The sequence below is a fragment of the Paenibacillus sp. alder61 genome, from assembly GCF_020179875.1.
Lineage (GTDB): Bacteria > Bacillota > Bacilli > Paenibacillales > Paenibacillaceae > Fontibacillus > Fontibacillus faecis.
Map to the genome: position 1 here is coordinate 1 of NZ_JAIUDG010000031.1, position 17470 is coordinate 17470.

A 17470-nucleotide genomic window follows, 5' to 3' on the forward strand; every position below is an offset into this window, starting at 1 on the left:
ATTGAGCCTGAACATCTCAATTTTATGGGAATGGTCTTGTTGGTCAAACCCTAGATCCCTCCACCCGCATAGCGGGTGGTTTTTTGTTTCGCACGCTTCGCGTACTCAACTGGCTAAAGCCACTAACCGAAAACATGGCCTCCAGCCACTGTCCCGCCGCGGCGTGCACCGGCGGCAGCATCTGCCTTCCTTCCCCCGCCTTGACGTTCGTCACGGTTTCGGCCAGAGCATCCCCCGCCAACAGTTTGACACGGTATGTACCGCCCGGAACGTCCACGACAAAGCTGGCGCCGAGCGGAATGCAGAAGCTCTGCTTTAACGGATCCGCCGCCCCCGGATATCCCCCCGGAACATCCGTCCTTTGTTTCCCGTAAACGCGGGCATGCGTTTCAAAGCCGTACCCCAGTTGGGGGTCGTAACGGGTCCCCGGATCGACTTTGACATATCCTTCCGCACAGGGGCCCGGGCCGAAATCGAACTTGAAGCTGAGCGGTCGTTCATATAGCGCCATGCTGCATATTCACCCCCTATAATATAGACGCGGGAACTCCCCGTTTTATCCCTTCAGCCCGCTGGTGCTCATCCCTTGCACAATTTGTTTTTGGAAGATAAAGAATACCATCACGACCGGAACCAGACTCACGATGGACATGGCGAACATGGCGCCCCAATTGGAGGCGGACTCGCTGTCCAGGAACATTTTTAAAGCCATCGAAACGGTATATTTCTCCGGCGAATTTAGGTACAAGACCGGGCCGAGCAAATCCTCCCAACGCCAGTAGAACGAGAAAATGGCGGCGGTCGCCAAAGAAGATTTAATGAGCGGCATAATGATTTGCAGATACAATCTGAATTTCCCGCACCCGTCGATCGTGGCCGCTTCGTCCAGTTCCTTGGGAATCGTCCGGATAAACTGCACCATCAGAAATATAAAGAACGGCATGCCGAAAAAGGTAGGGACCACGATCGGTAAAATCGTGTTCAGCCAGCCGAGCTTGGTGAAAATGATATACTGCGGCACCAGTACGACATCATGCGGCAGCATCAGGGTCATCATCATGAGGGCGAACCAGAGGCCGCGCCCCCGGAATTTCAACCTGCCGAAGCCGAAGGCGATCAGCGAGGAAGAGAGGACCGCCCCGATCGTCGAGATGACCACGATGACCATGGAGTTGCCAATGTAATGCCAAAAAGGATATCCCGCCGTTCCGGCCCAGCCTGCGGCATAATTGCTCCAAATCCAGCTGTCCGGAATCAACCGGTTGGCCGTTACAAAGATCGTCCGGCTTTCTTTGAAAGAACTGAACAACATCCACAGCACGGGGTACAGCATCAGAAAGGCTAGCGCGGCAACGAACACGTGATATACCGGCCATTTTGCAGCTTTCCAGGTTCGCATCGTCACTTCCCTCCCTCATTTTCATAGAACACCCAGAACCGGGACGTCAGGAACAAAACCGCCGTCAACAAACTGACGATCAACAACATTACCCATGCCATCGCGGACGCGTAGCCCATGTTGTTGAACATAAAGGCCTGCCGGAACAAATACAGCGAATACAGCATCGTACCTTCCATCGGTCCGCCTTCCCCTTTGGAAATAATGTAGGCCGGAACGAACGTCATAAAGGCGCTTATCGTCTGCATAATCAGGTTGAACAGAATAATCGGACTCAGCAGCGGCAGCGTAATGCGGAAAAACTTGCGCACCGGGTTCGCGCCGTCGACGCTGGCCGCCTCGTACATCTCGGGGGAAATATTTTTTAGCCCCGCCAAAAAAATCAGCATGGAAGAGCCGAACTGCCAGATCGACAAGGAGATCAGCATCACCAGCGCCGCGTCGGGATCGCCGAACCAACTGACCGGCCCGATGCCGATGATCGTCAGGACATGGTTGATCACTCCCTCGTTGCTGAAAATATTCCGCCACATGATGGATACGGCCACACTTCCCCCGATGATCGACGGCAGATAATAGAGCGTTCGGTACGTGCCTACCATCCTGGAGCCCGTATTCAGAATCATGGCCACAAACAAGGCGAATACCAGCCTGAGCGGGACGCCGATGAAAACGTAAAGCAGCGTGACGCGGACCGAGTTCCAGTACTTCGGGTCGCCGAAAAACATCTTCTTGAAATTCTCCAGGCCGATCCATTCCGGCGCGGTAAACAAGTTGTAGCTGGTAAATGACATATACAGCGAAACGAACATCGGAATAAGCGTGAACGCGATGAAGCCGATGATAAACGGACTGATGAAAGCATATCCCGTCAGCTCGCTTCGCAAAGAAGAATACCGCCTCAAGTCGAATCCCTCCCTTGCGGAAAGCCCCCGTTTCCGGGAGCCGCTGCGCTATTTGTTTTTGGCCAGGACGGCGTTCGCGCTGTCGCGGAAGGTTTTGGCCGCCTGCTCCGCCGTAATCTTTCCGAAGTTGAGTTCCTCCACGATATCCGTCAGGGAAGCGATCACCTCAGGCGAACCGACCGGCGGCGGCGGGCTCATCGGCGAAGCCTTCGGCTCCATGGCCGCAACGAAGTCGAACACCTGACGGGTCGGTTCGCTTAACTCCGAAGCAATGGCCTCCTTGATTTTGCCGGAAATCGGCACCCCGCGTTCCCCCTTAATCAGCTTGTTGGCTTCCACGTCATTCACCCAAAAATCGATAAACTTGGCCGCCTCTTCCTTATGCTTGGAATTGGAAGTCACGGCCCAATACATACTTGGCTGCATATACAGCCCTTTCTCCATATCCGGTCCCGGCATCGGCGCGATTTCAAGCGGACGGTTCGCCACCTGCTGCAGGGCGACGAATTGATTGGACCACTGCCAGATCCCGATTCCCTTGCCTTTAACCAGTTCCGATTCTTCAATAATGCCTTTGGTCTGGTTGGTCAGATCCGGCGACGGAGCGGCTCCCTTCTCGATTAGACGGGCCATGCGCCCGAAGAAATCCACGAACAAAGCGTCGTCCTCATACCCGAGAGCCGTCCCGTCGGCGTTATACAAGGATTGTCCCTTGGTGCGGAGATAATAATGGAAGAAGATATCGGGGGCTACACCGCTGTCAAAATAAATCTTGTTCGCGGCCGCTTGAAGCGCGGTCTTCTCGTAGGTATCCCAGGTCATCTCCTCCGGCAGCGAGTCGATCCCCGCCTTTTTCAGAGTGGCCGGGTCATAATGGAAACCGAGCACATTTACCCCGGAAGGGATACCGTACTGTTTGCCGTTAACCACCCCCGTGCTGATCACGTTCTCGCTGACATCGCCTAGATTGATCTGCTTGCCGGCATAAGGGGCCAAATCCTCCAACTGGCCGTTTTTGGCGTACTGGCTAATATAGGAAATATCCATTTGAACGATATCGGGCAGCTGGTTGGCCGCCGCTTGAGGGGCCAGCTTCTTCCAGTAATCATCGAACGAAGCGTACTCCACGTCCACTTTGACGTTCGGGTTCTTCTCCATATACAGATCGATGACTTTTTGCGTGTACTCGTGCCGCGTATCCGAACCCCACCAGGCGATCCGCAGGGTAGTCTGACCATCGGCCGACGAGCCCCCCTTTCCTCCGCCCGAGCTGCAGGCCGTGGCCATCGCCAACAAAAGTGCAAGTACGATCCATTTTCCCTTCTTTCTCATGCCATCTCTCCCTTTCACGTTGATTTCGCGAATATTATGACAGCGCTTCCAAATTGGCTATACCGTCATTTTCGCAAAAGTACGCTTCCGGTTGAATACAAAAAACCGGCTTGATCGTTCAAAAAACAGAGGAGACTCACCTCTCCTCCGTTTCGCACTTTCGGTACTCCGTCGGAGTCATTCCCGTCCATTTTTTAAAGACCTGGCTAAAATATTGGGCATTTCCGCCGAACCCGTAGTTTTCGGCCAACTCGAACACTTTTACATCCCCGTCTCTGCGAATCTGCTCGCATGCCCGTTCGATCCGGTATCGGTTCAAGTAATGGGAGAAGTTCTCGCCCGTCCCTTTTTTAAACATCTTTCCGAGATAATCCGGGTTCATATAGAGCATCTGTTGGGCTACGCCGTTCAGGGTCAGGTTCGCCTCCCGATAGTGGCGGGTTACAATTTCGATCATCTTCTCCACGACCGAGGTATGACGGCTTGACATGGTATCCTCTTGTACGATCAGCTGCCCCCCGCCGAGTCCGTATGAACGGTCCAGACACAGCAGCGCCTGTTTATACAGCTGCCGGGAATGGACGATACGGTCGGCTTCGCTTAGAACCGCCGTCACTTCCAGTTTGTACAGCCGGGTGAACGTATTTCTGGCCAGATCGACCTCGGCCTTTAGCCGGTCCAGGTCGGTGTGATCGGACAACAGGAGCAGCAGATTTCCCTCCAGGGTCGTACTCATCAGCGCGTTTGGCAGGAAGTCGCCGGCGATATTTTTTAGAGCGAACAGATGGCTGAAGTCGTAGCCGCCCGCAATCCGCAATAGCAGCAGCCGAATCGGATGGTCCTCCAGTTCCAGATTGAACATTTCCTGATAGTACTTGACTTCCAGGGGACCGTACGTCCGGTTCGTAATGAACTCGAGCAAAACCTGTTCTTTCACATGAGGCAGAACGCGCTGGAAGCGCTGTTTGATCTGTCCTTCCTCCATCTCCTGCCGCTCCATTCGCCGTCTTTCCTGAAGGAGCTCCGCTAAAGCACTCTGAATCTGGTTCTCGTTGCAGGGCTTCAATAAATAATGTTTAACCCCATACCGCATCGCCCGGCGGGCGTAATCAAACTCCCTGTAACCGGACAGCATGATAAACCGCGTTCGAGGATATGCGGCCGAAGCTTGCTCGATCAGGCCGAGACCGTCCAGGCCCGGCATAGAAATATCCGTGATTACGACATCGGGCCGGGAATGGCTCATCTTGTCCAAAGCTTCCAGACCGTTTTTGGCCGTATCCACCAGCTCGGCGCCGACGGCTTCCCAGTCGACCACCAGGGACATCCCCTCCAAAATAACACGCTCGTCATCCACCAACATGACTTTGTACATCGGTCACTCCCTCCTCGATCCAAGGTATGCGGATTGTCACGGTCGTTCCTTCTCCAGAGCGGCTTTCGATGTGAAACACCCCCGCTTCGCCGTAGGCCAGCTTGAGGCGTTCCCGAATGTTGGTCAGGCCGATTCCCTGTCCCCGGGTCCGGACGTTTCCGACACGCAGCTGCTCCAAAAATTCGGCGGTCATTCCCGGGCCGTTGTCCTTCACCTCTAAAATGACCCGCTTGCCTTCGGTCGTCACCCGAATTCGAATTTGGCAGGGCTCGACCCGGGGCTCCAATCCGTAATGGATCGCATTTTCCACTAGCGGCTGCAGGATAAGCTTAGGGATAAGGGCGGCGGTGGAGGCGGAGTCCACCTCCATCTCGAAATCCAGCCTCTCCTCATAACGAAAACGCTGAATGATCACATAATTTCGCACGATATCCAGCTCCTTCTCCAGCGTGATCCATTTTTCAGACATATTGGAGGAATTCCTTAACAGGAAACCTAAAGCCTCCACCATTTCGGAGATTTGGCGCTGTTTATGCATTTTGGCCAACCAGTTGATCGATTCCAGCGTATTGTACAAAAAATGCGGATTAATCTGCGCCTGCAGCGCCTTAAGCTCCGTCTCCCGGATCACCAGCTGCTTGGCGTAGTTCTCGTAAATCAGCTCGCGAATCCGCTGCATCATCATCATAAAAGTACGGTAGAGTTGGCCTACTTCGTCCTGGAGGGAGCCGGGAAGGGGACCGAGGGCCGCCTCCTCGAGTTTGTCCAGATCCCCCTTTTCGATCTTGCGCATCTTCTTGATCAATAGCGCGATCGGGCTGGTGATGCTGCGGGCAAATCGGGCGCCGACAGTCAGCGCCGTCAACAGAATCGCCACGAAAATGACGATCACGAGCCGCTTCACCCATTGAGTCTGCTTGAACATTTCGTCGAAGGGCGTCATGTAAAAATACACCCAATTCGTATACGTGGAGAAGGTCCGCGCCACGAAGTAGCGCCCCTGTGCGAAATGCGCGATCCCGTAAGGCTCCGTCCGGTTCATCTCGGACAAAATCTCCCTTTGATCCACCGGGGAATCCGACGGGTAGACCACCTCCGTGCCGTCGCTGATGACCAGCCGGGAGCCTTCCCCCGGCTCCTGCATCTGGTCCTCCACGATCCGGTCGACCCGAATGCGGATCACCAGCGTGCCGAGCTGCTCCAGCGTAAAGGCTCCCTCCGTAAATGACCGGATTTGCCGGACCGACAGCAGCCGGGCCTGACGGTCTCCCCCGGTGTACCAGGAATTGGAGCCGGCGTGCTGTTGTCCGAGCGATACGAGCTCAGGGAGCATGGAAACCGGAAGCCCTTCCCGGTTGCCCGCGGCCATAACCGTATTCTCATTGTCGATCAGCAGCATGGAATAAACGTATTTCTCCGATCCGGCGTATGCGACGAGGCGGTTGGTGATCTTTTTGCGGAGGGCCGTTTTGGCATAAGCCGTGTCTGCTTTCGCAAGCTCCAGCAAATACCTCTGCAGTTGTTCGTCGGACATCACTTTAAACGAGAGATTCGCCATTTCCCGCAGTTGGTTTTCAATCCCCACCGAGGACAGATTCAAAACCTGGGAGGATTTCTCGTAGATTTGTCTGTCGTAAATCTGGAATACGTATTGAAGCACGGACAAGTAAAAGCCAAAGCAAAACAGCATTAAAAGCGAAATAAGAAGGATCATCTTACGATGAATCGGCAAACGATTGAAAGCGCTTTTAACTTTGTTCATCCCAATGGCTCCTTCGAAGGATTGAAATGAAAACAACTGCTGCTTACAAATAATTCTCCACTTCCTGCACGTATTTCCGCCGCACATCACCCAATTCTTGTTCGACCCGACGTGTGGCCGACTCCAGCCCGTTGACCGCTTTATTTACCTCGGCCAAACGCAGCTTCACCTGATCATGCAGTTCATGGATCCGCCCCTGGACGAGCCAATCGGCGATCAGTCCGTCAAAGAAATAATCGGAGAAGCGGAGAACTCCCGAAATCTCCAGCCCTGAAGTAAAATCGCTGCCGCCTACATCCTGGAGTTCCTTTTCGAAGCGGCGCAAGTTCGTCTGGGCCGCATACATATGCTCTAGGGCTTCATCGAGCCGGCTATGCTTGAGATGCGTGGACAGCATGCCCCCGCCAAGCATGTCATAGGTTCCCCAATTTCTGGCTGACCGCAAGTCTTCCTCCGCCAGCTCCAGGTCGTGCCGTACGGATTGCCCCGCACGAATCGCTTCTTCCAGCTCTCTCAACTCCACGGTCAGAACAGCCTGCCGTTCGGCCGACTCCCGAAGCGGCTCGTTGTTCTCAAGAACGATCTTCTCTTTGGCTTCAAAAATCGCATCGTATTCCCGTTTCCAGTTACGGACTGCCCCCAACTGGCGTTCGAGAAAGGCGATTTGTTCCCGCGTATCCCGAACGGCCCGATCGGCTTCCTCGTATTTCAGCCGGGCCGAGATCACCTCCCGCTCCTCCTTGTCGAGCTTCTCCGCTTTTTTACCCGTCATCGTAAACAGCAAATTGGTCAAGGACATTCCCGTTAAACGGGCCACATCCTCCTCTTCGCCCGCAAGCCGGCCAGCCGCGGCCTTTCTGGCCTGCTCCAAGCCGGACAACTCTTCCTGCAGCTTTTGGAGTCGATGCTCCCATTTTTCTTTGCGGCGCCCCTTCTCCTTCACTTCCGCCAAACGCTCGTTCAGATTTTCAAACATTGGGATCCCCCTCTTGTCCGGAAAAATAAAATTTAACTTCTTGGATTAAACGGATGTTCCAACTCTCTCCCCGCTCTTCGCATCACCATAAAGATCAAGAAATAAGCCACGATGGAACACATCGTCATAAGTTGAATCCACGGTTCGATATCGACATAGCGTGCAACCGGCACAGCCGCCAAATACGCGGCGGTGCTGCCGAAATAGAGACGCCAGCGGAAACGCAGCGATGAAGCCAGATCGCTTCTTCCCCTCAGCAACGCTAGTTCCCTTGTTCCCAAGCAAAGGCTATAGAACAACACAAGCTGCAGTAAACCGGAGGCATAATCCAGAACCGGATCGTCATTCGGCAACAAACCGGATGCGTCCGCTTTGAAGTAAAGTGGACGAAAAAAAGTGACTGCCGAAATGACGACAAGCAAACCCGCAGCATAACATCCCCAACGAAACACCTTTTCCTTCCGGCGAAGGGCCTTCAACTCGTGGAAAATTAACAGATATCCGAGAGGGTCCGGAAGCACATCAATGGGGGCGTGCAAATCCAGCAACACAAGCAGCATGCCGAAGGCGATCCGGTAAAAAACCAGCTTCATTAGCCGCCCCTACGCCTGTTGATCAAACGCAAAAGCGCCGACCGCCTCTGCCTGCCTAACGATAAGCTCACAAACCCGGTGGCTCTCCAGGGCATCCTTCGGAGAAATGGCTGGCGGCCTGTTCTCGCGTACACAGGCGATGAAATGCTCGACGATCGCAACAAATCCTCTGCGGAACAAAACCGAATCCCAATCCTTGAAGTGATGATGCCGCTCCCCTCCCGCCGAAAAATGCACGGTTGTGTTGAGCCCATGTACCACCCATTTATTCCCCGGACTCATGACCTCCACAATTTCATCGTTGGCTCCCGAATCCCGGTTCATGATCCCCGTACAAATAAAGCCGTCCCCTTGAAGCTGCAGCTGCACATGCACCAACTTCCCTTCCCGGACGCGGGTGAAAATCCCGGGCTCTTCGGTAATTGGGCCGGGGGCCAGGAAGCGGATCGTATCCACGACATGGATAAAATCGTCATATATGAAGCGGCGGGCGAAGTCCGGCGAGAACAGCCGGTTCTTTTGCAGCAAAATCGCGTGCCTGTCCCTTTGCTCCTCCAACGCGGCAAGCATCGGTGCAAAACGGCGGTTGAACCCGACCATCAGGATGCGGCCGGCCTGCTCCGCGAGCGCCGTAAGCCGTTCGGACTCCTCGTAATCATAAGATATCGGCTTGTCGATATAAACGTGAACTCCGCTCCGCAGCAATTGCTCGGCAATAAGGGCGTGCGACTCGGTCGACGCATGTATAAACGCCGCATCGATATTTAAGCCGATTAACTCTTCCACGCTCTGAACGGCCTCCGCTACCCGATACTTGGCCGCAAGCCTCCGCAACGTCTCCCGATTTCGCGTGCAGAGTACCGGCTGGATGTCCTCCATTGCCGCAATAACCGGCAGATACGCCTTTTGGGCGATATCGCCGAGCCCGATAATTCCGATTCGCATGAAGATTCCTCCTATGTAAAAAATTCCTAATCCTTTTTCATTTTGGCACACGGGTGAATCCGTGTAAACTCGCATGGAAATCGTCGTGGGACATTCGCGTAAGCATAATAATGAATAGGATGAAAAAAGCCGGAATAACTGGAATTATAAACGCCTTCCGTTATTTCCGGCTATAGGATTTATTTGCTTTCCGCTACGGATCCCCAAATCCCTAATGCCAGCGGGTGGCGTTCGGGTTGGAAACAACCGGGCAGAACTTTAAGAAGCGATCAGCAGCCACGCGTATAGTCCCGATAGTGTTATCAACAGTGTCGGGACCGTCAGCAAAATGCCGGTTTTAAAATAACGGCCCCAGGTAATCCGGACTCCTTTTTTGGCCAGAACGTGCAGCCAAAGCAAGGTAGCCAGCGATCCGATCGGCGTAATCTTCGGCCCGAGATCCGAACCGATCACGTTGGCATAGATCAAGGCTTCTCGGATTAGACCTTCGGTAGGGGTACTGTCGATAGCCAGCGCATCGATCATCACGGTAGGCAGGTTATTCATTACGGATGACAGAATGGCGGCCAGAAAACCCATACCTACCGTCGCGGTATACATTCCGCCCTCGGCAACCCGCTGAATCGCGGCGCCGAGATAATCGGTCAGGCCTGCATTCCGAAGCCCGTAAACCACCACATACATCCCGATGGAGAACACGACGATCGACCAAGGCGCCTCCTTGATCACGCGCCGGGTATGGACCGCGGGGCTGCGCCGGGTTGCCAGGATGAACAACAAGGCTACGGCCCCTGCCGCCAAAGACACGGGAATTCCGATGAACTCGGCGGATAAATAGGCGGCCACCAGTAATCCAAGGATAAACCACGACAACCGGAACATCGCAGGATCCTTAACGGCTTCGCGCGGTTTTTTCAATTGCCGCAGATCATAGTCAGCCGGAATGTCTTTCCGAAAAAACAAATACAGGACCAGCATACTTGCGCCCAAAGAAACCAAGCTCGGCACAATCATGCGCGAGGCATATTCCGTAATGCCGATGCCGAAATAATCGGCGGATACGATATTCACTAGATTGCTGACCACCAGCGGCAAGGACGTTGTGTCGGCGATAAATCCGCCCGCCATGATAAACGGCAGCACTTTGCGTTCATCGAAGCGTAAGGCCCGAACCATCGCCAGGACGATCGGGGTCAGGATCAAAGCCGCCCCGTCGTTGGCAAACAGTGCCGCGACGGCCGCCCCAAGCAGAATGACATAAATAAACATACGCCGCCCGCTTCCTCGAGCCAGCCTTGCCATGTGGAGCGCAGACCATTCGAAGAACCCGATCTCATCCAGCAAAATGGAGATGATGATAATGGCCACAAAGGCCAGCGTCGCATTCCAGACAATCCGGGTCACGTCGCCGACATCGGCGAAACTGACAACCCCAAACATCAAAGCCAGTGCGGCCCCTCCGGCGGCAGACCAGCCGATGCCGAGTCCTCTCGGCTGCCAGATGACAAACACCAAAGTAATTAAAAATACGCCCCCTGCAATATACTCCACTCCAATTTCTCTCTCCCATCAAATACAGCAGTAAACAATTATTTAAAGGCCAACTTATACCCTAAAAACGGGCCTGCCGCAGCATGCCCGCACCACCCCTACTTAGCTTCCACCGCCGTTTCAAAGGATTTTCGATGCATCCAGCCCACTCCGGCCGCCAGCAAGCTTATGACCGCAGCGAACAGATACATATTCACGATGCCGAACCATTCGGCTACACCGCTCATAAACAGCAGCGACAGGCCAAAAATCGTATTCAGCAGCGTCGATTGCGCCGAAAAAACTTTGGGCAGCATCTCCGCTCCCACACTGCGCTGAATGAGCGTTCTCCGGGACACGGCGGCCAGCTCCGTAAACGGCCCGGTCAGCAGAACGATCAGCAGTGTCAACGGGGCATACTGATTGAGCGCGAACCATGCCGTAAACGCGGCATAACCCAGCATTCCCGCCAGCATCGCCGGAAATATCCGCTTCTCCAGCCGCTCCACGAGAGCGACGACGACCAGCCCGCCGAGTACGGCCCCGGCAAAATAACTCGCGTTAATATAGCCCCACCACTTCTCATCCTTCATCAGAATTTCGTTAACGAACACCAGCAGAAACGCGCCGGCCCAAACCGAACCTCCCAGCATATCCGTGGCATCCATAAAAGTCAGCGAACGAAGCCGCGGAGATTTCCACAGCGTCACCCATCCTTCCTTTAAAGTATCCCACCGGGAAGCGGAGCCGTTATCGGCTCCCCCATTCGAACGGGATCCTGTTCGGATATCCCAGAGACTTCGACGGGCGGGTTCAGTCGGATCCTCGATCCAGATCGTAGCTAACATTGCCGCCCCGTAACATACCGCAACGCCAAGCAGAACCGGATAAGCTCCGAATGAGGCGACCAGGACGCCGCTGATCGCCCAACCCGCGAACTGAACGATCTGATCGGTCGTGGCGATCAAACCGTTGGCTTTCATAAGAACCCGGTCGTCGGTAAGCCGCGGAATCAGCGCATTCCGAGCCGGTGTCGTCCAGCCGTCCAGAAACGAAATGCCGATGATGAGCCCATATACCGGGAGCATCTCTTCCCCGCCAAACCATGGAGAAACATAGCCCGCCAGCAAGCCGAAGAGGGCAAATTGCCCGAACTGCGACAAGGTCAGCAAAAAGGGCAGCCTATACTTGTCGATCATCAGCGGGGCGATGAACCCGCTAAACAATTGCGAGGTGACTCTCAAAAAAGGAACCAGCGTGGCGAACACGACCGAATTCGTCCGTTCCAGCACGAAGGTGGTCAGCGCAACCAAATAAAGCACGTCGGCGCTGTTCGACAGCGTCTGTGAACCCCATAATACGTAAAAAGATCGTTTGAACATCTCTTTGTTTCTCCTTATGCATTTTCAATTATCCAATTTCCTAAGTCCAGTGGCCAAGAGTTGCAGCTAGAACATCAAATCGGTCTCATCGTTTAAACCCTTCCTACTCATTCAAATTATATTAATGATATTAATATTACTATAACGTGGATCTGCGTTTACAGTCCAATGCTATAATAACTCGAATCTTGACCTTAAGGGAGTGTCTCATGAACAAACACACTTCAACCCGTATCCCGTTACCGCGGAGAATCCGCCGCTTCGGTGAAATCTTGGCGGTCTCCGCCAAATTGGGGCTGACCTCCTTCGGGGGGCCGATCGCGCATTTGGGCTACTTTCACGAAGAATACGTGAACAAACGCAAATGGATAAGCGAACAAAGCTACGCCGAGCTGGTCGCGCTGGCCCAGTTTTTGCCGGGACCGGCGAGCAGCCAGGTCGGCATCGGCATCGGCCTGCAGCGCGGCGGGCTGGCCGGAGCTGTCGCCGCCTGGCTCGGCTTCACCCTGCCGTCCGCGGCGGCGATGGCCCTGTTCGCCCTGGCGCTGCGGGGGATGGACGTGAGCGGCTCCGCCTGGCTGCACGGCCTGAAGCTGACCGCCGTGGCGGTCGTGGCCCATGCCGTGTGGAGCATGGGCCGCAAACTCGCGGCAGGCCCGAGCCGCGCCGCGATCGCCGTGCTGGCCTGCGCGCTGGCGCTGCTCTGGCCGGGGGCCTTCGGCCAGGTGGCCGCGATCGCCGCGGCGGGGCTGGCCGGGCTGTGGCTGTTCCGCGGCGGCGGGACCGAGGCCGCCGGCCCAAGCGGCGGCGCCGATGCGCCCGCGCCTCAACCGCCGCTGCAATGCGGAGCCGCCCTGTTCAGCCTGGCGCTGTTCTTCGCCCTGCTCCTGCTGCTGCCGCTCTTCACGCGGCTGGCGGGAGCGGGAGCCGGCGCGGGCGGCGAGGCACTCCTGCTCGTCGACAGCTTCTACCGCGCGGGCTCGCTCGTGTTCGGCGGCGGTCATGTCGTCCTGCCGCTGCTGGAAAGCGAAATCGTCCCCGCCGGTGTAATCGGCGGGGACGATTTCCTGGCCGGGTACGGCATGGTGCAGGCCATGCCCGGCCCCTTGTTCACGTTCGCCTCGTATCTCGGCGCCGTGTGGGGCGGCATCCCGGGTGCGATGCTCGCCACCCTGGCGATTTTCCTGCCCGCGTTTCTGCTGATCCTCGGCGCTCTCCCGTTCTGGAGCCGCCTGTCCCGGCATGCGCGGGCCCAAAGCGCCCTGCACGGCGTTAACGCCGCCGTGGTAGGCCTACTTCTCGCCGCGCTGTATGATCCGATCTGGACGACCTCGGTCCGGAATGCCGGCGATTTCAGCCTGGCTTTGCTGCTGTTCGCCATGCTGGCCTGGTGGAAGCTGCCGCCCTGGACCGCCGTCGTGGCCGGCGCCGCGGGCGGCCTGCTGCTAGGCCTGCTGACTTCCCTTTGATCCCTTTACTCCTCATAGATCATCTTGTGCGTCATGCCGCCGTCCACCACCAGGTGGGCGCCGGTCACGAACGTGTTTTTATAACCATACAGGTTGAACTGTTGATTTGCATATTAGACAGCGGTATAAAGAGTTCTTATCACACTCTTGACCTGCAACTAAGGGTTTGGTTCGAATTAAAGGGAATTCTTCACGTTAATTTGGTGCGTAATCGGCTGCAGAGGCGAATTAGCTGGAAAACCTCCCGCTAATTCGCCTGAAATGGTGTATATCGGCAATAGGGCCGATAAATAGCTGGAATATTTCCAGCTAAATCCGATGGAAGAGCCAAGATCGGTACATTAACAGGATATTTTCCCGTTAATGGTGTAGACTACGGCGGACCTATATAGAAGTGATGGATTCGAAGAAATGAGGTTTGATTAAAGTAGCACAAATTGACTATGAATTGTGATTATGAAATCATGAAATAGGGTGATGAAATGACGAAGTTGGTGAATACGGAAAATACGGATCGTTCCGCTAGCAATAGGGGAGGTAACCGGAAAGGAGCGGGCCGCAAGCCCATAGGCGTAACTAGAAAAATTTCATTGACTTTACCGCAGGAATGCTGGAAAGAAATAGACCGGTACTGTCACAGAGGAGATTATTCTGTCTCCGAAGTATTGCGATCCATTATCGAAGACAACCTTCATAAAGCCGATCTATTATGAACTCGTGGTTGTAGGAGGAGGTTCATGTTATGGCAGAAGACACTTTAAACATGGATGGTGGACACCTTTTTTACCAGGTTTCCGGAGAAGGTGATCCCGTTGTTCTGATCCATGGAAATTTTAATGATCATCACATCTGGAATGAACAAGCTGACTCTTTTGCCGCACATTACAAATTAGTCCGGTATGATTTAAGAGGATATGGTCTTTCCAGTACGCCAAATACCTCCTTCTCCAATATAGAAGATTTAAAGACACTGATTGATTTTCTGAAGCTCCGTAACGTTACATTGGTTGGCTCTTCCATGGGGGGCGGCATTGCTACAGACTTTACTCTGACTTATCCTCATTTAGTCAAAAACCTGATTTTGGTGGCGCCTTCCATAAACGGCATTCCATATCCAAAAATGATGATGTGGCAAGGAACTAAGAATTTTATCAACCTTCGTTTGAAAGGACGGAAGAAGGCCATTGATTCATTCATAGCTAATCCTTACTGGCAATACTTCTTTCCTTCCGCAAGAAAAAAAGAAGCCCGAACAAAATTGATCAACAATGTCAGTAATCCCAATAACTTCTGCAGGTTCTCCCCCAGTCTTTCAGTTGCAGTTAAGCCTTATGCTTTTCATCGATTGCATGAAATAAACATACCGACTCTCATCATCATTTCGGATCAGGATCATTCATTCAACAAGAAGTCTGCGGAAACTTTACATAAAAATATTAAATCATCCTCAAAAATAATCCTGGAAGACTGTGGTCACCTCCCATTTATTGAGGCATCGAATGAATTTAATCAAGCGGTTCTTGATTTTCTGTCAAAATGCCCGCTGAACTAAAAAAGGGTGCTTTGCCACGCAAAGCCCCCCTTCCAGTTCAACCCCGACCTTGGGCTATATTCCGAATCAGGTCCGGCAGCCATTCCTGCAGGGAACTAAAGCGGTAGCCCGCCGCCCGGGCTTTGGAAATATCCATATACCAGGAGGCGCCGACCCCAAACGGCGAGGCGTCGCCCGGATCCGTTACCGCTTGGAGCAGCGCCGGCTTGCCGGTTTCCCGCTCGATCAGCTCCATTAGACTGCGCAAAGTGATCGTCCCCTCCGAACTTGCATTGATCGGCCCCCGTAGGTCCGAGCCGCCGAGCCATTGCAAAAAGGAAGCCGTCTCGGCCGAAGAAATAAACGACATCGCCGCCTCCGCATTGGGCATCCCGATCGGCGTCCCCTTCATCACCCGTTCGATATGGAAATGGAGCCGCCGGGTGTAGTCATCCGGCCCCAAAACGATCGGAATCCGCATGGCGGCTACCGGAAATTCCGCCAATTGGAAAAAGGCCGCTTCCGCCTGCCTCTTTCCTTCCCCGTAATCAAAGTCATCCCGATCCCCGCTCTTCCGTTCATAGGTATACGGATCAAAGTCCTCCTCGACCAACGGGGACGCCCCGAACCCGTAAACCGACAAGGTGGACGTTAGGATGTACCGCCCCACATGCCCGTCAAATGCCCGAATCGCCGCTTCGGCTTCACCGGGCGAATAGCAGATATTATCGAACACCACATCCCAAGGTCCGGCCGCGGCCACGCTGCGAAGCGAGCCTTCATCCGTCCGGTCCACGGTTCTCCGGATCACGGGGTGGTCAAACGCCGCCTTCGTTGTTCCCCGGGTCGCCACCGTTACCTCGTGAACGCCATCCTGCAGGAGCAGATCAACCAATCTTTTGCCGAAATATCGCGTTCCGCCAAGCACCAACACTTTGCCCATACGTTTCGACCTCCTGTATACATCTTTTATCAGCGGCTGTCGAACAGACTTTTCATCAGGCTGAGCCCGCACAGCATCGCAATGTAAAACTGTCCTTCATGAGCTGCTATACTTTTATATAACGAGGAATAGGGCATATTTAGATACAGGTTCGCCACCGGGTAAAGCAGCAGAAGGAGCGCCGGGAGAAATACGAAAAAAAACAACGGACGCGTAAACGCCCGGCGGTTCGGCAATCCGCCCAGCAAGCTTACGTAGGCGCCGAGCACCAACCCATAAAGCATATTGCCCAGTTGTTTGTAGCTGATTTTAAGAAATTTGTCAGGATTTTGCTCCATCATCCCTACGAAGCGATTTCCGTAATAGAGCAGTACAAGCGCCCCCAACGTCCATAGCGCATAGTAAAAATACCCCTTGGATTTATTCATCATTTAGCCCCTCTATCTATGGTTTTCGGATTATCGATATTCGGATCGGGGTTCGCGTTTTGGGGGCCTGCCCCGATTCCCGCTTTAACCCGCTTTAACTGTGCGACGATAATGATGCTGATCACCACCAGCAGAAACCAGGAACTGATTTTGCCGAGATGCACCACCCGCCAGATTTGCTCTTGGTCGGGATAGCTCCAAGCCCCCAGGAAGGTCGATATATTTTCGGCAACCCAGATAAAGAAAGCGATCAGCAAAAAGGACAGGGTCAACGGCAGCCAATACGTTCTCCCGAGCAGAGTGAAATGAACCCGGGTCTTGAAAAAGACGATAATCAAAATCGCCGTCAACCCCCAGCGGTAGTCCCCGATATAATGATGCGTGAAAAAATTGAAATAAATGGCCGCGCAAAGCGGAACGACATAATAAGCCGCGGGCCAGCCGGTCATCCGCAGGTCAAGCCTCCGCCAAGCCTGGCAAATGTAACTGGCCACACTGGCGTACATGAACCCGCTGTAAAGCGGAACGCCGAACACTTTGCTCCAGCCTTCCCCGGGATAAGACCACGAACCCATATGAACTTTGTAGAGTTCGAGAGCCAATCCGACCAAGTGAAACACGCAGATGACCTTCAGCTCATCGATCGTCTCCAATTTAAAGGCGACCATACCGACTTGAGCCAGCAGGCACACGACCAGAATCAAGTCATAACGGGGCACGCCGGGAATTTCCACGATTTTGGTTAAACCGAGAGTCCCGAAAATAATGACCGGAAAAATGCACGACAGCGCCTGAAGCCAGGCGAATTGCAGCAAACTGCGGATGAAACGCATAGGACCTCCCCGTATTCCGCTAAGCTCGCGGTTCTTTTTCTAAGATATCATATCTTCGCCGCAAGCG

The 17470-nt window shown here is 54.1% G+C and carries 16 protein-coding genes; 2 read left to right on the forward strand and 14 right to left on the reverse strand.

What is annotated here, in order from left to right:
- Positions 1-43: 43 nt before the first annotated feature.
- From LBW89_RS24820 to LBW89_RS24870, 11 genes are all read right to left on the reverse strand, one after another.
- Positions 44-511 carry a GDSL family lipase gene (locus LBW89_RS24820; protein WP_225040713.1) on the reverse strand — a complete coding sequence of 156 codons (468 nt, stop codon included), beginning with the start codon at positions 509-511 and terminating at the stop codon, positions 44-46.
- A gap of 45 nt (positions 512-556) precedes the next feature.
- A complete protein-coding gene (locus LBW89_RS24825; protein ID WP_148449651.1) occupies positions 557-1399 on the reverse strand; it encodes a carbohydrate ABC transporter permease in 843 nt (280 codons plus the stop codon).
- Between the two features lie 2 nt (positions 1400-1401).
- On the reverse strand, positions 1402-2304 hold the full coding sequence (locus LBW89_RS24830) for a carbohydrate ABC transporter permease (protein ID WP_148449653.1): 903 nt from the start codon (positions 2302-2304) through the stop codon (positions 1402-1404).
- A 48-nt stretch (positions 2305-2352) separates the two neighbouring features.
- Positions 2353-3636, reverse strand: a complete 1284-nt coding sequence (locus LBW89_RS24835) for an ABC transporter substrate-binding protein (protein WP_148449655.1) — start codon at positions 3634-3636, stop codon at positions 2353-2355.
- Positions 3637-3772: 136 nt separating this feature from the next.
- Positions 3773-5011 (reverse strand): response regulator transcription factor, encoded by a 1239-nt coding sequence (locus LBW89_RS24840; RefSeq protein WP_148449656.1) that lies wholly within the window; start codon positions 5009-5011, stop codon positions 3773-3775.
- Positions 4986-6773 carry a histidine kinase gene (locus tag LBW89_RS24845; RefSeq protein WP_148449658.1) on the reverse strand — a complete coding sequence of 596 codons (1788 nt, stop codon included), beginning with the start codon at positions 6771-6773 and terminating at the stop codon, positions 4986-4988. The genes LBW89_RS24840 and LBW89_RS24845 overlap by 26 nt, the downstream gene beginning before the upstream one ends.
- Positions 6774-6816: 43 nt before the next feature.
- Positions 6817-7749 (reverse strand): hypothetical protein, encoded by a 933-nt coding sequence (locus tag LBW89_RS24850; protein WP_148449660.1) that lies wholly within the window; start codon positions 7747-7749, stop codon positions 6817-6819.
- A 32-nt stretch (positions 7750-7781) separates the two neighbouring features.
- On the reverse strand, positions 7782-8342 hold the full coding sequence (locus LBW89_RS24855) for a hypothetical protein (protein ID WP_148449661.1): 561 nt from the start codon (positions 8340-8342) through the stop codon (positions 7782-7784).
- Positions 8343-8351: 9 nt separating this feature from the next.
- Positions 8352-9287, reverse strand: a complete 936-nt coding sequence (locus LBW89_RS24860; protein ID WP_148449663.1) for a Gfo/Idh/MocA family protein — start codon at positions 9285-9287, stop codon at positions 8352-8354.
- A 258-nt stretch (positions 9288-9545) separates the two neighbouring features.
- A complete protein-coding gene (locus LBW89_RS24865; RefSeq protein ID WP_225040714.1) occupies positions 9546-10838 on the reverse strand; it encodes an arsenic transporter in 1293 nt (430 codons plus the stop codon).
- A gap of 98 nt (positions 10839-10936) precedes the next feature.
- The gene (locus LBW89_RS24870; RefSeq protein ID WP_148449667.1) at positions 10937-12199 is read right to left on the reverse strand and encodes an MFS transporter; all 1263 of its coding nucleotides are present in this window, start codon (positions 12197-12199) and stop codon (positions 10937-10939) included.
- Positions 12200-12408: 209 nt separating this feature from the next.
- Here LBW89_RS24870 and chrA point away from each other — a divergent pair, with 209 nt between their 5' ends.
- Together chrA and LBW89_RS24880 are read left to right on the forward strand one after the other, a co-directional pair.
- A complete protein-coding gene (gene chrA / locus LBW89_RS24875) occupies positions 12409-13668 on the forward strand; it encodes a chromate efflux transporter (protein ID WP_225040716.1) in 1260 nt (419 codons plus the stop codon).
- Between the two features lie 742 nt (positions 13669-14410).
- Positions 14411-15220: an alpha/beta fold hydrolase gene (locus LBW89_RS24880; protein WP_148449673.1), complete on the forward strand. Its 810-nt coding sequence runs from the start codon at positions 14411-14413 to the stop codon at positions 15218-15220.
- Between the two features lie 37 nt (positions 15221-15257).
- On the opposite strand, the gene LBW89_RS24885 is transcribed toward LBW89_RS24880, so the two are convergent.
- Genes LBW89_RS24885 through LBW89_RS24895 form a run of 3 tightly spaced genes read right to left on the reverse strand, consistent with a single transcriptional unit; the run spans position 15258 to position 17403 of the window.
- Positions 15258-16142, reverse strand: a complete 885-nt coding sequence (locus tag LBW89_RS24885) for an NAD-dependent epimerase/dehydratase family protein (protein ID WP_225040718.1) — start codon at positions 16140-16142, stop codon at positions 15258-15260.
- Between the two features lie 29 nt (positions 16143-16171).
- Positions 16172-16573 (reverse strand): hypothetical protein, encoded by a 402-nt coding sequence (locus LBW89_RS24890; RefSeq protein WP_225040720.1) that lies wholly within the window; start codon positions 16571-16573, stop codon positions 16172-16174.
- The gene (locus LBW89_RS24895) at positions 16570-17403 is read right to left on the reverse strand and encodes a DUF817 domain-containing protein (protein ID WP_225040722.1); all 834 of its coding nucleotides are present in this window, start codon (positions 17401-17403) and stop codon (positions 16570-16572) included. Before LBW89_RS24895 ends, LBW89_RS24890 begins: the two co-directional genes overlap by 4 nt.
- Positions 17404-17470: the final 67 nt, after the last annotated feature.

What these genes read in the sequence shown, in the direction of transcription:
- LBW89_RS24890 (WP_225040720.1), bottom strand. Translation starts at nt 16,573, where the DNA reads ATGATGAATAAATCCAAGGGGTATTTTTACTATGCGCTATGGACGTTG.
- LBW89_RS24880 (WP_148449673.1), top strand. Translation starts at nt 14,411, where the DNA reads ATGGCAGAAGACACTTTAAACATGGATGGTGGACACCTTTTTTACCAG.
- LBW89_RS24825 (WP_148449651.1), bottom strand. Translation starts at nt 1,399, where the DNA reads ATGCGAACCTGGAAAGCTGCAAAATGGCCGGTATATCACGTGTTCGTT.
- LBW89_RS24870 (WP_148449667.1), bottom strand. Translation starts at nt 12,199, where the DNA reads ATGTTCAAACGATCTTTTTACGTATTATGGGGTTCACAGACGCTGTCG.
- LBW89_RS24855 (WP_148449661.1), bottom strand. Translation starts at nt 8,342, where the DNA reads ATGAAGCTGGTTTTTTACCGGATCGCCTTCGGCATGCTGCTTGTGTTG.
- LBW89_RS24895 (WP_225040722.1), bottom strand. Translation starts at nt 17,403, where the DNA reads ATGCGTTTCATCCGCAGTTTGCTGCAATTCGCCTGGCTTCAGGCGCTG.
- chrA (WP_225040716.1), top strand. Translation starts at nt 12,409, where the DNA reads ATGAACAAACACACTTCAACCCGTATCCCGTTACCGCGGAGAATCCGC.
- LBW89_RS24850 (WP_148449660.1), bottom strand. Translation starts at nt 7,749, where the DNA reads ATGTTTGAAAATCTGAACGAGCGTTTGGCGGAAGTGAAGGAGAAGGGG.
- LBW89_RS24835 (WP_148449655.1), bottom strand. Translation starts at nt 3,636, where the DNA reads ATGAGAAAGAAGGGAAAATGGATCGTACTTGCACTTTTGTTGGCGATG.
- LBW89_RS24845 (WP_148449658.1), bottom strand. Translation starts at nt 6,773, where the DNA reads ATGAACAAAGTTAAAAGCGCTTTCAATCGTTTGCCGATTCATCGTAAG.
- LBW89_RS24885 (WP_225040718.1), bottom strand. Translation starts at nt 16,142, where the DNA reads ATGGGCAAAGTGTTGGTGCTTGGCGGAACGCGATATTTCGGCAAAAGA.
- LBW89_RS24820 (WP_225040713.1), bottom strand. Translation starts at nt 511, where the DNA reads ATGGCGCTATATGAACGACCGCTCAGCTTCAAGTTCGATTTCGGCCCG.
- LBW89_RS24840 (WP_148449656.1), bottom strand. Translation starts at nt 5,011, where the DNA reads ATGTACAAAGTCATGTTGGTGGATGACGAGCGTGTTATTTTGGAGGGG.
- LBW89_RS24860 (WP_148449663.1), bottom strand. Translation starts at nt 9,287, where the DNA reads ATGCGAATCGGAATTATCGGGCTCGGCGATATCGCCCAAAAGGCGTAT.